Source organism: Streptomyces sp. NPDC004111 (assembly GCF_042874215.1).
In the GTDB taxonomy this organism is placed as follows: Bacteria; Actinomycetota; Actinomycetes; order Streptomycetales; family Streptomycetaceae; genus Streptomyces.
Map to the genome: position 1 here is coordinate 251,349 of NZ_JBIAMU010000004.1, position 15,598 is coordinate 266,946.

General features: G+C 72.5%; 11 protein-coding genes. 8 read left to right on the plus strand and 3 right to left on the minus strand.

The window, feature by feature from the left end; all coding sequences use genetic code 11:
* Positions 1–161 precede the first annotated feature (161 nt).
* Positions 162–3,182: a BTAD domain-containing putative transcriptional regulator gene (locus ACFYVL_RS10885; RefSeq protein WP_389243428.1), complete on the minus strand. Its 3,021-nt coding sequence runs from the start codon at positions 3,180–3,182 to the stop codon at positions 162–164.
* Positions 3,183–3,557: 375 nt separating this feature from the next.
* On the opposite strand from ACFYVL_RS10885, the gene ACFYVL_RS10890 reads away from it, so the two are divergent.
* Positions 3,558–4,787, plus strand: coding sequence for an amidohydrolase family protein (locus ACFYVL_RS10890; protein ID WP_389243016.1), 1,230 nt, complete (start codon positions 3,558–3,560; stop codon positions 4,785–4,787).
* A gap of 136 nt (positions 4,788–4,923) precedes the next feature.
* Here the strand turns inward: ACFYVL_RS10890 and ACFYVL_RS10895 are convergent, their stop codons facing one another.
* Complete coding sequence (locus ACFYVL_RS10895; RefSeq protein WP_389243018.1) at positions 4,924–6,759, minus strand: protein kinase; 1,836 nt, start codon at positions 6,757–6,759, stop codon at positions 4,924–4,926.
* Positions 6,760–6,950: 191 nt separating this feature from the next.
* Between ACFYVL_RS10895 and ACFYVL_RS10900 the strand changes: the two genes are divergently transcribed.
* Positions 6,951–7,496 (plus strand): GNAT family N-acetyltransferase, encoded by a 546-nt coding sequence (locus tag ACFYVL_RS10900; RefSeq protein ID WP_389243020.1) that lies wholly within the window; start codon positions 6,951–6,953, stop codon positions 7,494–7,496.
* Between the two features lie 40 nt (positions 7,497–7,536).
* Here ACFYVL_RS10900 and ACFYVL_RS10905 read toward each other — a convergent pair whose 3' ends face one another.
* Positions 7,537–8,418, minus strand: coding sequence for an NAD(P)-dependent oxidoreductase (locus tag ACFYVL_RS10905; protein WP_389243022.1), 882 nt, complete (start codon positions 8,416–8,418; stop codon positions 7,537–7,539).
* A gap of 207 nt (positions 8,419–8,625) precedes the next feature.
* Between ACFYVL_RS10905 and ACFYVL_RS10910 the strand changes: the two genes are divergently transcribed.
* The 6 genes from ACFYVL_RS10910 to ACFYVL_RS10935 all read left to right on the plus strand — a co-directional run bounded on the left by ACFYVL_RS10910 (position 8,626) and on the right by ACFYVL_RS10935 (position 15,496).
* Entirely contained in the window at positions 8,626–8,949 is a 324-nt protein-coding gene (locus ACFYVL_RS10910) for a YkvA family protein (protein ID WP_389243024.1), read from the plus strand.
* A gap of 90 nt (positions 8,950–9,039) precedes the next feature.
* Positions 9,040–9,987 carry a TIGR03619 family F420-dependent LLM class oxidoreductase gene (locus ACFYVL_RS10915; protein ID WP_389243026.1) on the plus strand — a complete coding sequence of 316 codons (948 nt, stop codon included), beginning with the start codon at positions 9,040–9,042 and terminating at the stop codon, positions 9,985–9,987.
* Positions 9,988–10,038: 51 nt separating this feature from the next.
* On the plus strand, positions 10,039–10,824 hold the full coding sequence (locus ACFYVL_RS10920; RefSeq protein ID WP_389243028.1) for an SDR family NAD(P)-dependent oxidoreductase: 786 nt from the start codon (positions 10,039–10,041) through the stop codon (positions 10,822–10,824).
* A gap of 144 nt (positions 10,825–10,968) precedes the next feature.
* Positions 10,969–12,093, plus strand: coding sequence for an LLM class flavin-dependent oxidoreductase (locus ACFYVL_RS10925; protein WP_389243030.1), 1,125 nt, complete (start codon positions 10,969–10,971; stop codon positions 12,091–12,093).
* Positions 12,094–12,284: 191 nt separating this feature from the next.
* Positions 12,285–14,027, plus strand: a complete 1,743-nt coding sequence (locus ACFYVL_RS10930) for an amidohydrolase family protein (protein WP_389243032.1) — start codon at positions 12,285–12,287, stop codon at positions 14,025–14,027.
* Positions 14,024–15,496, plus strand: coding sequence for an aldehyde dehydrogenase family protein (locus ACFYVL_RS10935; protein WP_389243034.1), 1,473 nt, complete (start codon positions 14,024–14,026; stop codon positions 15,494–15,496). Before ACFYVL_RS10930 ends, ACFYVL_RS10935 begins: the two co-directional genes overlap by 4 nt.
* The last annotated feature ends 102 nt before the right edge of the window (positions 15,497–15,598 follow it).

The following is a 15,598-nucleotide window of genomic DNA, read 5'->3' on the forward strand; positions in this document are numbered from 1 at the left end:
GGTGAGCCCTTCCCTGCCCGAGGGCACGGGGGAAGGGCTCGGTAGGAGACATCCGCACCCCCTGTGCGGGCACCTCCCGGCGCCGCCGCCCGTCTGCCCCCCGACGCGACGGATGCGGCAAGGACGACGATGCCGTACGGCGATAAACAAACGATGAATGGCTAGCCGGCCGGCTGTGCGACGGAGGCGAGCAGGGCCTGGACCTCCCCGGCTTCCTCGGCGCCCGAGGCCTCGAAGACGCCCAGTGCCTCGCGCCAGCACACCTGCGCCCGGCCGGGCTGCCCCACTCCGTGCAGGGCGCGGCCCAGCAGGCTCAGTACGTTGGCACGCCGCCACTCGCCGCCGATGTCGTACAGCACGGACAGCGCCTGTTCGGCCTTCGCCGCTGCCGGGGCGGGCTGACCCGACGCCAGGTCCAGCTCGGCGAGCCGGAAGATGGTCATGCCCTCCCACAGCCGCTGACGGCAGCTGCGGAACACCTCCAGGCTCTCGTTGAGCTGGGCCGTCGCCTCGTCGTGCCGCCCGTCCTCCGTCAGCGCCATTCCCAGCGCGTACCGCGCGTTCGCACCGCGCAGGGAGTGCCCCATGTCCACGTAGATGTCGATGCCCTGCTGGGCCAGCGCGACGGCGCTCGACGTGCGGCCCGTGGCGAGGTGGTTGCGGGAGAGGTTGCACAGCGCGCTCGCCTCGCCGGGCCGGTCGCCGATGCTGCGGAAACTTGCGATCGCCTCGGTGAGGTGCCGTTCCCCGTCGGGGAAGCGGTTCTGGTAGTACGCCAGGATGCCGCGCACGTTGGAGGCCCAGCAGCGCGGCAGCGGGTCCTGGTCCTCCGGCGACAGCAGGACGACCTCCGCCGCCGCCTGGTCCGCCTCGGTGAACCTCCCCGAGGCGTGGTGCACGACCGTCAGCGCCACCAGTGCCCGTGCCTGTGCCCGCTCGTCCCCGCTCTGCCGGGTCGCCGCCAGCAGTACCCGCGCGGTGGACTCGAACTGTTTGACGTTGGCCCCCGACTCCCCGAGGTCGAGCGCGGCCCACATCAGGTCGGCCGCCCGGCGCAGCGACGCGGTGCCCGTGGCCGAGCCCGCCGCCTGGTGCGCACATGCCAGCAGCGGGTCCGCCTCCGCGTAGAGCCAGTCCTCGCCCGCGCGGCGGTCGGCGAAGACCAGGCCGGGGTACGAGGTCTCCGCCAGGTGGTCCACCAGCCGGTCGCCGGGACGCTCCAGCGCGTACACCCCGGCCGCTGTCGCCAGATAGAAGTCCAGCAGCCGCGACAGTGCCAGCTCCCTCTCCTCCGGCAGCTGTTCGTCCCGCTCGGCACACGCACGCGCGTAGAGCCTCACGAGGTCGTGGAAGCGGTAGCGGCCGGGGGCGGCCGACTCCAGGAGCGAGGTGTCGACGAGGGCCTCCAGCAGGTCCTCCGTCTCGTGCACCGGCAGTCCCACCACCGCCGCCGCGGCGGCCAGCGAGATGTCCGGGCCGTCGGCGAGTCCCAGCAGCCGGAAGGCCCGTGCCTGGGCGGGCTCCAGCTGCCCGTAGCCCAGCTCGAAGGTCGCCTTCACCGCGAGGTCGCCCGCCTGCAGCTCGTCCAGCCGCCGCCGCTCGTCCGCCAGCTTCGTCGCCAGTACGGACACGGTCCAGGTCCGCCGGGCCGCCAGCCGCGCCGCCGCGATGCGGATCGCCAGCGGCAGGAAGCCGCAGGCGCCGACCACGTCCAGCGCCGCCTCGCGTTCCGCCCGTACCCGCTCCTCGCCCACGATCCGGGTGAAGAGCTGGAGGGCCTCCTCCGGTGACATCACGTCCAGGTCGACCAGGTGGGCGCCTGCGAGATCCACCATCCTGGTCCGCGCGGTGACGAGTGCCGCGCAGCCCGCCGTACCCGGAAGGAGCGGTCTGACCTGCGACGCGTCCCGCGCGTTGTCGAGGAGCACCAGCACCCGTCGTCCGTCCAGCGTCGAGCGGTAGAGCGCGGCCCGCTCGTCGGGGGAGTCGGGTATCGCCGAGTCCGGGGTGCCGAGCGCGCGCAGGAACGCGCCCAGCACGGCCTCCGGCTCGGCCGGGCGCGAGCCCGCTCCCTGGAGATCGACGTACAACTGCCCGTCCGGAAAGTGCGGCCGTGCCGCATGGGCCACGTGGACCGCCAGTGTCGTCTTGCCGACGCCGCCGATGCCGGCCAGGGCGGAGACCGCCATGACGCTCGTCTCGGCGCTGGCGAGGCGTTCGCCCAGTTCGCGGACGAAGGCGTCGCGGCCGGTGAAGTCCGGTACGGACGCGGGCAGCTGGGCGGGGCGCACCGTCGCCGGGGCGGCGGCCGTGGTGGGTTCGGCGGGCTGGGCGAGTTCCGCGTCCGCGGCCAGGATGCGCTGCTGGAGGCGGGAGAGTTCGGCCCGCGGGTCGACCCCCAGTTCGTCGGCGAGCAGCCGGCGGGTGTCGGTGTAGACGGCCAGCGCCTCCGCCTGCCGCCCGCACCGGTACAGCGCCAGCATCAGCAGTTCGCGCAGTCTCTCGCGCAGCGGGTGGGCGGCGGTCAGCGCGGTCAGCTCCGGTACGGCCTCGGAGTGGCAGCCGACCTCCAGGTCCAGGTCCAGCCGCGCCTCGGTCAGCTGGAGGAACCACTCCTCCAGCCGCACCCGCTGCGACTCCGCGTAAGGGCCGGGGACGGAGGCCAGCGCCTCGCCGTCCCACAGCCCCAGCGCCTTGCCGAACAGGGTCCGCGCCAGGCAGCGGTCGCCGCTCGCCCGCGCCTTTTCCGCGTCGGCGGCCAGCTCCTGCGCCACCGCCAGGTCCAGCGCGTCGGCGGCGGGCCGGATCGCGTATCCGCCGGACTCGCTCACCAGCACGTCGGCGCCGAGCGCCTTGCGCAGCCGGGAGGCGTACGTGCGCAGCGCCGACAGCGCCTGCGAGGGCGGCTCGGCGCCCCAGATGCCGTCGATGAGTTCGGCGGCGGTGGCGGTGCGGCCGTCGCGCAGCAGGAGCAGGGCGAGCAGGGCGCGCTGCTGCGGCGAACCGGCCGGCACGTGCGCGCCGTCCCGCCAGGCCCGGACGGGACCCAGCACGCTGAAGCGCACCCCGGTGGGCGGGGCGGCAGCCGTCGCGGGTTCTCCGTGGGCCGGGGCGTCCTCGCCCTCAAGCCCTCCGGCGGCCGGGGTGTCCTCGCGTTCGGTCCCCCCGGAACCCTTCGACATGCTGTCGTCCATCGCACTCCCCCTCGCCCTTGCCGAGCCTGTGTCGTTCCCTTGCCGGACCATTGCCGAACCCTTGCCGAATCCGTGCCGGTACGCCGGGCGGAAGTGCGTCTTCCGGCCTCGTACCGCCCCTTACGGCACTTGTCGTACTAGTTCAGTCTGCCTTGCTCATGCGGGGTGCGTCAGTACACAAACCTCAGAGGAACCTCAAGTTTCGGGGGCGGGCTGGGGTGTTCCGTGCACGGTCCGTGCGCAGAAAGTGCACTCGCCCCCACCTGACGGATCGTCAGATCGGCGGTACGGTGACGGACATTGCCGACGTTCGACGTACCTCTGAGTCCCCCGGCGCGCGCAGGGAGATGGGTGGAGATGCACATGGACAGCTTCCCGAAGATCATTTCGGTGGACGACCACACGGTGGAGCCCCCCGGCGTCTGGCAGGACCGGCTCCCGCGCAAGTACCGCGACGTAGGGCCGCGCATCGTCCGCGCCCCCCTGAAGGAAATGACCTTCCTGGGCGGCAAGTTCGCCCCGGTCATGGGCCAGAAGGGCGACGACGGGCCGATCGGGGACTGGTGGGTGTACGAGGACCTGCACCGCCCGCTCACCCGCCTCGACACGGCCGTCGGCTACTCCCGCGACGAGATCAAACTCGAAGTCATCACCTACGAGCAGATGCGCCCCGGCTCCTTCTCCGTCCCCGAGCGCCTCGCCGACATGGACGTCAACCACGTCCAGTCGGCGGTCTGCTTCCCCACCTTCCCGCGCTTCTGCGGCCAGACCTTCACAGAAGCCAAGGACCGCGAACTGGGCCTGCTCTCTGTGCAGGCCTACAACGACTGGATGGTGGAGGAGTGGTGCGGCCCGCAGGCCCGGGGCCGGCTGATACCGCTGACCCTCATCCCGCTCTGGGACGCCCGGCTGGCGGCGGCCGAGGTCCGCCGCAACGCCGCCCGGGGGGTCCGCGCGGTCGCCTTCTCCGAGATCCCCCCGCACCTCGGCCTCCCCTCCATCCACACCGACGAGTGGGACCCGTTCCTGGAGGCCTGCGCCGAGACGGGCACGGTCGTGGCCATGCACATCGGCTCCTCCTCGAAGATGCCGTCGACCTCGCCGGACGCCCCGCCCGCCGTGGGCTCCACGATCACCTTCGCCAACTGCTGCTTCTCGATGGTCGACTGGCTGATGAGCGGCAAGTTCGAACGCTTCCCCGGGCTGCGGATCATGTACGCGGAGGGGCAGATCGGCTGGATCCCGTACATCCTGGAGCGCGCGGACGTGGTGTGGGAGGAGAACCGGGGCTGGGGCGGCGTCGCGGACAAGGTGCACCGCCCCCCGTCCGAACTCTTCGCGGAACACGTCTTCGGCTGCTTCTTCGACGACGCGTTCGGCCTGAAGAACCTGGACGCGATCGGCGTCGGCAACGTCCTGTACGAGACGGACTACCCGCACTCGGACTCGACGTGGCCGAAGTCGAAGGAGGTCGGCGAGGCCCAGATGGGACACCTGGCACCGGACGTGGTGGACCGCATCGTGCGCGGCAACGCGATCGACCTGCTGGGCCTGACACCGGACGGCCTGTGGCCGGGGGCGGGCAGCGCGTAACCCGCCGTACGGAGCGCGGGACGGGCCCCCGGGTGCGACCCCATGGCACCCGGGGTCGTGTCCCCGCGCGGGGCTGTCCCGCGTGGCCCGGGGATTCTTGCGCGCGGTCCCGGGGTGCCGCCCGGGGCCGCCGTCCTCAGCCCAGCGACTCCAGCAGGTCCTCGCGCACCTTGCGGGTCGCCGCCGCCGTCTCCTTGAGCCCGTACGAGCCGGCGAACGTGACGCGCGCCGCCGTGTTGGAGTCGCCCCAGGCGCACAGGGTGGTGACGGCCGTCGTCGACGACAGCCGCAGACAGCTGAACTCGATCTTCGACCCGGGCACGCGCACCTTCTTGCGCTCGGTGACGGTCTCCTCGTTCGGCGTGATGTCGGCCGCCAGCTCGGAGTCCCGGTGCGCCAACGGGTTCTTGAACTGGCCGTACGTGCCGGAGACCGTCAGCTCCGTGAACGGCAGGGTGTCCGAACTCCCGGAGTAGGAGCCGCTGACGCTCCGTACGCCCCTGCTCTTGTCGGTGTCGGGAAGCGGGTCCTTGCTCTCGACCGGGTACCCGCTCAGCGTGTACTTGCCGCCCAGCACCGACGAACCCATCGTGAGCTTGTACTTCGCCTGAGGGAAAGAGGTGCTGTCGGAGCCGCCCTGGCCCCGCAGCAGGTACGCGGTCAGGGCGCCGCCGGCCACGAGCAGGGTGGCGAGCGCCCCGGCGACGTACCGGGCGGTGGGCTTCCTCGGCGGGGGAGCGGGCGCCGCTCCCGGACCCCCGTCGGAGGGACCGGACGCGGGGCGCGGGGCGGCCACGGTCGCGGCACCCGCGAGGGCCTGGCCGGGCGACGATCCGGCGTTCGAGGGACCGGGTGCGGCTTCGGTGGAGCCCGGGGCCGTCCCGCGCGGGTCGGCCGCCGGGCCGGGCCCGGGACGTACCGGTGCCGTGCCCGGCCCGGCAGGCGCAACGGACGCGCCAGACGTGACGGATGCAGCCGTGGTGACGGACGCGGCAGGCGTGACGGACGCAGCAGGCGTGACGGACGTAGCCGGGGTGCCCGGCCCGACCGGCCCCGCAGTTGCAGCGGGCGCCCGCACGGTCGGCGGGTGCGGGTCTGCGGCGTCCGGGTCTGCGGCGTCCGGGTCCGCGGCGTCCCGGGCTGCGGCGTCCGGAGCCGCCTGCGGTGCCGTCTCGGGGGCGAAGAGGTCCAGCAGCCGGTTCAGCGAGGGCCGCTTCGCCGGGTCCTTCGCCAGACAGTCCGCCACCACCTCCCGCATCCCCTCGGGCACGGCGGACAGGTCCGGCTCCTCGTGCACCGAGCGGTACATCAGCCCCATCGGCGCGCCCTCGCCGAACGCGCTGCCGCCCGCCGCCGCGACCAGCACCACCCCCAGCGCGAACACGTCCGCCGCGCCGCCCACCTCCCGGCCCTGGGCCTGCTCGGGGGCGAGGTAGCCGGGGGTGCCGAAGGCCGCTCCGGTGGAGGTCAGCCGGGTCGACTCCACCGCTCGCGCGATGCCGAAGTCGAGGACCCGGGGGCCGTCGTCGGCCATGATGATGTTGCCCGGCTTGAGGTCGCGGTGGACCAGCCCGCAGGCGTGGACGGCCTGCAGCGCCTCGGTCAGCGCGGCGCCCAGCCCGCGCAGCCGGGGCTCGTCCATCGGGCCGCGCTCGGCCAGCAGCGCCGACAGGGTGGGCCCGGCGATGTAGGCGGTCGCCAGCCAGGGGGCGGGCGCGTCCGGGTCGGCGTCGACGACCGGCGCCGTGTGGAATCCGCCGACCTTCCGGGCCGCCGCCACCTCGGCACGGAACCGCGCCCTGAAGTGCGGATCGGCCGCCAGGTCGGGCCGGGCCACCTTCACGGCCACGCTGCGACCGCCGCGTGACCTGGCCAGGTACACCGTCCCCATGCCGCCCGCGCCCAGCTCGCGCTCCACGACGTACTGACCGATGCGCTCCGGAAGTTCCGCGCCGCCCGCTCCCCACGCCATGTGCCGCCCCACGCTCCCCGTCGAGATCCGCCGCCCCCAGCGCGTTCAGTATGCCTGCGGGGACGCGCGGCCACCCGGTGATCACAGGTGCCGCGCCCGGCTCAACTGCGGCCCTCTTGAGTGCCTTTGGTCCGGGCAGGGCGGGGGCGGCCGTCCGGGCGGCCGTTCTCCCGCGCGCCTAGGCTGCACCCATGAGCTCCCCCACGAACATCACCGAAACCGGCATCCGCATCCGTCCCGGCGGCCCCGCCGACGTCCCCGCCGTGCTCGACATGCTCGACGGCGCGGTCGCGTGGATGAACGCGCGCGGCAACACCGAGCAGTGGGGGACCACCCCGTACTCGCAGAAGCCCGGCGGCGTGGAACGCGTCCAGCGGTACACCACCGACAACGACCCGTACATCGCCGAACTCGACGGCGTCCCCGTCGGCACCCTGGTGATCGCCACCGGCCCCAACCCGCAGGTGACGGCCATCCCCACGGCCGAGGAACCCGAGCGGTACGTCCGGCTGCTGGTCTCCGACCGGGAGCGCGCCGGGCTCGGCATCGGAGCAGTACTGCTGGAGCACGCCGTCGAGGTGACCCGGCAGGCGGGCGTCGACCTGCTGCGGGTGGACTGCTGGGCGGGCGGCGGCGGCGAACTGGTCGCCTTCTACGAGCGCTGCGGCTTCACCGCCACCCACCCCTTCCTCGCCGGCACCTGGCCGGGCATGGTGCTGTCCCGGCGGGTGGGCTGAGGGGAGCGAGCCCGACGGCCCTCTTGGTCCGGCCGGGGCCTCAGCCCGACGACCCCACCCGCAGCAGCCGCACCGCCTCCGGCGCCGAGTGGGCCGCGCGGCCCTGTGCGATGCGGGACTCCACGTCCGCCACCGTGCGGTCGAACCAGTCCGTGCGCACCCCCGCCTCGCGGGAAGCGTCGCCCATGTTGCGGGCGGCGGCCAGGATGAGTTCGAGGGTCTGCTCGTAGGCGGGCGGGCCGTCGGAGTCGATGTCGGCGGCCATCGAGGGCAGCGAGTGGAGCATGCTCGTCAGCCAGTTCACCAGCAGTTCCGTGAAGCCGACGGCGGTGGTCCCCTGGTGGGAGGTGGCCATCGCGACCGCGTGGAAGAAGCCCGCGAACATCATGTCCATGCCGGTCAGCAGCGACAGGTCGTACAGCGAGGCGGTGCCCACGTCCGTGCCCAGGTACTTCGCCTCGGCCAGCACCTCCAGCGCCGGCCGGTGCGCGTCGAAGGGGTCCTGCGCCCCGCTGTAGAGGATGAACGCCCGGGGGCCGGCGATCATCGAGGGGATCGCCATGATGCCGCCGTCGAGGTACGCGCCGCCGAGCGCGTGCACCCACGCCTCGGTGTCGCGGGCCTGGGCGGGCGAGCCGTTGGTGAGGCTGACGAAGGTGCGGCCGTGCAGGGCGCCCGCGGCGGGCTCCAGTACGGCGCGCTGGGAGTCGTAGTCGAGGAGACAGGCGATGACCAGCGGACTGGCCTCGATCGCCGCCCGTACGGAATCGGCGCGCACCGCCCCGCGCGCCACCAGCGCGTCCGCCTTCGCGGGGGTGCGGTTCCACACGGTGACCGGGTGCCCGGCCGCGACCAGTGCCCCGGCCAGCGCCGAGCCCATCAGGCCCAGGCCGAGAACGGTGACGGGTGCCTTGCTGCTCACAGAAGCTCCTTGAGGTATGTGCCCGAGTGGGCTGCCTCCACCTTCGTATCGCTGCCCGGAGCCCTCAAGTACGCACTAAATAGTGGGTGGTTACCCCGAGGTGCGTGGTGGTGTCACCCGTTGGTGTCCGGCGTGTGGAGCGATCGTGCGGGCGGTGTTCGGGTACACGGGAGGAAGAGGGGCCGCCCGCCGACGCAAGGAGTCCGCATGAGTGACGGGTTGACGATCGTGCTGGTCGTGGTGGGGGTGCTGGCCCTCGCGACGCTGGTGGGCGCGGTGTTCGTGCTGGTGAGGATGGTCAAGGCGCGCAAGCTGCTGACCGACGCCGGGATCCCGGTGGAGAACAAGTTCCTGTTCTGGGCGGCGGTGGTCTATCTGATCAGTCCCGTCGACCTGATCCCCGACCCCGTCTATCTGGACGACATCGGCATCATGCTGGTCGCCCTCCAGTCCTTGCAGGCCGCGGCCGAGAAGGCGGGCGTGCGGCCGGGGCGGCGCGAGCGGCAGCAGGAGAAGCGGCTGGAGAAATAGTCGGGGCGCCGGACCCCTTGCCTGACGGTCCGTCAGGTATGAGTATGACGACTCGTCAGGTTGCGTCGGTCGACCGTACGAGGGGTCCTCATGGTTCGAGTCCTGCCCGAAGGCCGGCTGTCGTACGGAATGCAGCTCCCCATCCAGTCGCAGAGCCGGATCTACGCGGAGGCGTGGGAGGCGACCGCCGGCCCCGACGACCTGGTGGCGGTGGCGAGGGAGGCCGACCGGGACGGCTTCGCGTACCTCGCCTGCTGCGACCACGTCGCCATCCCGCGACGGCTCGCGGAGGGCATGAGCACCGTCTGGTACGACCCGGTGGCGACCCTCGCGCACCTCGCGGCCGTCACCGACCGCGTCCAGCTCCTCACCCACGTCGCGGTGCTGGGACTGCGCCACCCGCTCGCGCTCGCCAAGCAGTACGCCACCCTCGACCACCTCAGCGGCGGACGGCTGATCCTCGGGGTCGGCGCCGGGCACGTCCAGGAGGAGTTCGACGCGCTCGGCGCCGACTTCGCCGGGCGGGGCGCGGTGCTGGACGAATCCATCGACGCGCTGAGGGCGGCGCTGGGCCCCGAGGAGTTCCCGGAGTTCGCGGGGGAGCGGTACGCGTTCAGCGGGCTCGGCCAGCTGCCCCGCCCGGCGCGCGAGCGGGTGCCGGTCTGGGTCGGCGGGTCCTCGCCCGCCGCCGTGCGCCGGGCCGCCGTGCGCGGGGACGGCTGGCTGCCGCAGGGCGACCCGCGCGACCGGCTGCCCGCCCAGATCGCGAAGCTGGGGCGGCTGCGGGAGGAGGCGGGGATCACCGGCCCGCTGGAGATCGGCGCCATCGCCGAGCCCCTGTACGTCGGCGACGCGGGCTGGGACGTCGGACGCCGCACCCTGAGCGGCAAGCCCGAGGCGCTCGCCGAGTCGCTGCGCGCGTACGCGGCGATGGGCGTGCACCAGATCCAGGTCCGGTTCCGCAGCCGCGGCCGAGCCGAACTCACCGACCAGATGGCGGCGTTCGCCGCCGAAGTGGCTCCGCACCTCGACCGGTAGCCGGCGCGGCCGGCGGCCGATCGGCGGTCGACCCGTAGGAGGGACACGCACATGGGCAAACTGGACGGACGTGTCGTCGTCGTCACCGGCGCCGCGCGCGGGCAGGGCGAGCAGGAGGCCAGGCTGTTCGCGGCGGAGGGCGCGCGGGTCGTGCTCGGTGACGTGCTCGACGACCAGGGCAAGGCGCTGGCGGCCGAGCTGGGCGAGGACGTGGCCCGCTACGTCCACCTCGACGTGAGCAGCGAGGAGGACTGGGCGGCGGCCGTCACCGCCGCCAAGGACGCCTTCGGGAAGATCGACGGCCTGGTCAACAACGCCGGGATCCTGCGCTTCAACGAGCTGGTGAGCACCCCGCTGGAGGAGTTCCAGCAGATCATCCAGGTCAATCAGGTGGGCGCGTTCCTCGGCATCCGCACCGTCGCACCCGAGATCGAGGCGGCCGGCGGCGGCACGATCGTCAACACGGCCTCGTACACGGCGCTGACCGGCATGGCGTACGTGGGCGCGTACGCCGCGACCAAGCACGCCATCCTCGGGCTGACGCGGGTCGCCGCGATGGAGCTGGCGGGCAAGGGGATCCGGGTGAACGCCGTGTGCCCGGGAGCCGTCGACACCCCGATGACCAACCCGTCGGCGCTGGACCCGGCCGCCGACCCCGAGGAGTCGCGGGAGGCCGTCGCCGGGCTCTACCGGAAGCTGGTGCCGCTCGGGCGGATCGGCCTGCCCGAGGAGGTCGCCAAGCTGGCCCTCTTCCTCACCGGGGACGACTCCTCGTACATCACCGGACAGCCCTTCGTCATCGACGGCGGCTGGCTGGCGGGCGTCAGCATCCTCTGAGCGCCGCCCCGGCCATTTCTGACGAAGCGTCAGGCATTGACGGCGCACCCCGCCGGTGGAACAGTCGGCCATATCAAAATCTGACGATGCGTCAGATCAAGAGTGATTGCACACCACTCGACACCCCAAGGACGGTGAACTTCCGTGGAGTTCGGTCTCTTCGTACAGGGTTACGTGCCCGCCGCGCGCGCCAAGGTCGACCCCGAGGCAGAGCACAAGGCTCTGATCGAGGAGACCGAGTACGTCATCGAGGCGGACAGGTCAGGGTTCAAGTACGCGTGGGCCTCCGAGCACCACTTCCTGGAGGAGTACTCGCACCTCTCCGCCAACGACGTGTTCCTCGGCTACCTCGCGCACGCCACGGAACGCATCCACCTCGGATCGGGCATCTTCAACCCGCTGGCACCGGTGAACCACCCGGTGAAGGTCGCCGAGAAGGTCGCCATGCTCGACCACCTCAGCGGCGGACGCTTCGAGTTCGGCAGCGGGCGCGGTGCCGGGTCGCACGAGATCCTCGGCTTCATGCCGGGCATCACCGACATGAACCACACCAAGGAGATCTGGGAGGAGACGATCGCCGAGTTCCCCAAGATGTGGCTGCAGGACGAGTACGTCGGCTTCCAGGGCAAGCACTGGTCGCTGCCGCCGCGCAAGGTCCTGCCCAAGCCGTACGGGAAGGGGCACCCGGCCATGTGGTACGCGGCCGGCTCGCCCGCCTCCTACGCCATGGCGGGGAAGAAGGGGCTCGGCGTGCTGGGCTTCAGCGTGCAGAAGGTCTCCGACATGGAGTGGGTCGTCGAGTCGTACAAGAACGCGGTGAAGGACGCCGAGCCGGTGGGCGCGTTCGTCAACGACAACGTGATGGTGACGTCCACCGCGATCTGCGCGGAGACCCACGAGAAGGCGGTGCAGGTGGCGGTGAGCGGCGGCCTCAACTACCTCCAGTCGCTGCTCTTCCGCTACCACGACACCTTCCCCCGCCCCGAGGGCATCCCGGAGTGGCCGGAGCTGCTGCCGGAGTACACCGAGGAGATCATCGAGCTGCTGATCGCCGAGGAGCTGATGATCTGCGGGGACCCGGACGAGGTGCTCACGCAGTGCAAGAGGTGGGAGCAGGCGGGGGCCGACCAGCTGTCGTTCGGGCTGCCGATCGGGGTGTCGCCCGAGGACACGAAGAACACGATCAGGCTGATCGGGGAGCACGTGATTCCGAAGATCGACACGGATCCGGTGCACCGGACGACGCGGATGCGGGGCCAGGCGGGCTGACGGGCGGGGGCAACCCCCTCCCGGGTGCGGTGCCGGTAGGCCGCGCGGTTCCCCGCGCCCCTTCAGGGGTGCGGGGAACCGCGCGAACGGCCGCGTCGAAGCCGCGGACACCGAAGCCGGCGAACCGCACCCGCCCGCCCGCGCGAGCGCCGCGCGACGCACGGAGAACCCCTCCCCAAGAAGGGACGCACATGCTCGACCACCTCATCCTCAACGCCACCCTCGTAGACGGCACCGGCGCCCCCTCCCGCACCGCCGACCTCGGCATCCGGGACGGGCGCATCGCCGTCGTCGCCGAGCCGGGGACCGTCACCGAGGACGCGGCGACCACCGAGGACGCCACCGGCCTCGTCCTCGCGCCCGGCTTCGTCGACCCCCACACCCACTACGACGCCCAGCTCTTCTGGGACCCGTACGCCACTCCCTCCCTCAACCACGGCGTCACCACCGTCGCGGGCGGCAACTGCGGGTTCACGCTCGCCCCGCTGCACCCCGACCGGCCCGAGGACGCCGACTACACGCGGCGGATGATGTCCAAGGTCGAGGGCATGTCGCTGGTCGCCCTGGAGGAGGGCGCGCCCTGGAACTGGTCCTCGTTCGGCGAGTACCTCGACGCCCTCGAAGGGCGGATCGCCGTCAACGCGGGCTTCATGGTGGGGCACTGCGCGCTGCGCCGGTACGTGATGGGCGCCGACGCCGTCAGCGACCGCGCCCCCACCCCCGACGAACTCGACGCCATGCTGCGGCTGTTCCACGACGCCATGGAGTCCGGCGCCTGGGGCCTGTCCACCACCCAGTCCTCCACCCACTCCGACGGGGACGGCGAACCCGTCGCCTCCCGGCACGCCCGCCCCGACGAACTCCTCGCCCTGTCCCGCGCGGTCGGCGAGCACGAGGGCACCCAGATCGAGGCCATCGTGGCCGGCTGCCTCGACCAGTTCGACGACGACGAGATCGACCTCTTCGTCGAGATGAGCGCCGCGGCCGGCCGCCCGCTGAACTGGAACGTGCTCACCATCGACGCCGCCGTCCCCGAGCGGGTGCCCCGCCAGCTGATACCCAGCGAGCGCGCCCGCAAGGCCGGCGGCCGGATCGTCGCCCTGACGATGCCGATCCTCACGCCGATGAACATGTCGCTGGGCACCTTCTGCGCCCTCAACCTCATCCCCGGCTGGGGCGACGTCCTCGCCCTGCCCGTGCCCGAGCGGATCGCGAAACTCCGCGATGCGGACGTACGCGCGGAGATGCTGCGGCGCGCCCGCTCCAAGGAGGCCGGGGTCTTCCGCAGGCTCGCCAACTTCGGCCGGTACGTCATCGGCGACACCTACAGCGAGGCCAACGCGGGCGTCAGCGGGCGCGTCGTCAACGACATCGCCGCCGAGCGCGGCCTGGAACCCTTCGCGTGCCTCGTCGAGATCTGCGCCAACGACGACCTGCGCACCGTGCTGTGGCCGATGCCCACCGACAACGACCCGGCCTCCTGGGCGCTGCGCCGCGAGACCTGGGAGCACGAGGACGTCATGCTCGGCGGCTCCGACGCCGGGGCGCACCTGGACCGGATGTGCGGCGCCCCGTACACCACCCGATTCCTCGGCGACTGCCTGCGCGGGCGCAAGCTGGTCGGTCTCGAAGAGGCGGTGAAGATGCTCACCGACGACCCGGCACGGCTCTTCGGGCTGCGCGGGCGCGGGCGGATCGAGGAGGGGTTCCACGCGGACCTGGTCCTCTTCGACCCCGAGCGGATCGACGCCGGGCCCGCCACCCTCGTCCACGACCTGCCCGGCGACAGCCCGCGCCTGGACTCCAAGGCGCTCGGGATCGTCTCGGTGCGGGTCAACGGCGTCGAGACGATACGGGACGACCAGGTGACGGGCGCGGTGCCGGGCACGGTGCTGCGCTCGGGCCGCGACACGAGGACGGTGTCCACCCAGTGACGGACCGGGCGACGGACGAGCAGCGGCTGTACATCGGCGGCGAGTGGGTGGAGCCCCGGGGCGGGCACTACGAGGTGATCAACCCCGCCACCGAGGAGGTCGTCGGACTCGCCCCCGAGGCGAGCCCCGGCCAGGTGCGCGAGGCCGCCGACGCGGCCCGCGAGGCGTTCGCCTCCTGGTCCCGTACGAAGCCGGAGGAGCGGGCGGCGATCCTGGACCGCGCGGCCGGGGTGATCCGGCGCGAGGCGGCCCCGTACGCCGCCCTGGCGCAGGCGGAGACCGGGGCGACGGCCGGGACCGCGCGCGGCATGCAGGTGGCGGTCGGCGAGGCGCGCTTCCGGCGGTACGCGAAGGGGGCGCTGGAGCCGACCGAGACCGCGATCCCGCCGCAGATCAACGAGGCGGGCCCGATGGGCAGGGCGGGCGTGTTCGGCGCGCTGGAGGTGCGCCAGCCGGTCGGGGTGGTCACCTGCATCACCTCGTACAACAACCCCTGGGCCAACCCCTCGGGGAAGATCGCCCCGGCCCTGGCCATGGGCAACACCGTGCTGGTCAAGCCGGCCCCGCAGGACCCGCTCTCCGTGTTCCGGATGGCCGAGGCACTGGCGGAGGCGGGAGTTCCGCCAGGGGTGGTCAATGTGGTGGGCGGCCGTGCGGTCGCGGTGGGGGAGACGGCCGTGGACTCGCCGTCCGTCGACATGGTCAGCTTCACCGGCAGTACGCAGGTGGGCCGGGCCATCGCGGAGGTCTGCGGGCGCGGCATGAAGCGCCAGCTGATGGAACTGGGCGGAAAGGGCGCGGCACTCGTCTTCGACGACGCCGACCTGGACTCGGCGGCGATGGGGATCGGTACCACCTTCTCCTTCTACAGCGGGCAGATCTGCACCGCCCCGACCCGGGTGATCGTCCAGCGGCCGGTGTACGAGGCGCTGCTGGAGAAGCTGACCGCGTACATCGGGTACCTGAAGGTGGGCGACCCGGCCGACCCGCGCACCGTCGTCGGACCGGTCATCTCGGCCGCGCACCGCGAGCGGGTCGAGTCGTACGTCGAACTGGGGAAGAAGGAGGGCGCCCGGCTGGTCGCGGGCGGCGAGCGCCCGGCCGGCCTCGACAAGGGCTTCTACGTAGCGCCGACCCTCTTCGCCGACTGCACGAACGACATGCGGATCGTCCGCGAGGAGATCTTCGGCCCGGTGGTCGTGGTCGTGCCCTTCGACGACGAGGAGGAGGGCGTCGCGCTCGCCAACGACAGCGACTACGGGCTGATCGACTACGTGTGGTCCGGGGACGTGGCCCGCGCCTTCCGGGTCGCGCGGCGGCTGCGCGCGGGCGGCGTCGGCATCAACAGCATCGGGCGGAACATGGAGGCGCCGTTCGGCGGCTTCAAGCAGAGCGGGGTGGGCCGGGACGTGGGGTCCTACGCCCTGCACGCGTACAGCGAGACCCAGGCGGTGGTCTGGCCGGGGTGAGAGAACGCACGGGAAAATTTGGAAACGGGACAAATCGGGTTGAGCTGCGGTTTTCGCATGGCGAAAGGAGAGGTCCACGCCGATGTTCGGAAGGTGATCCGG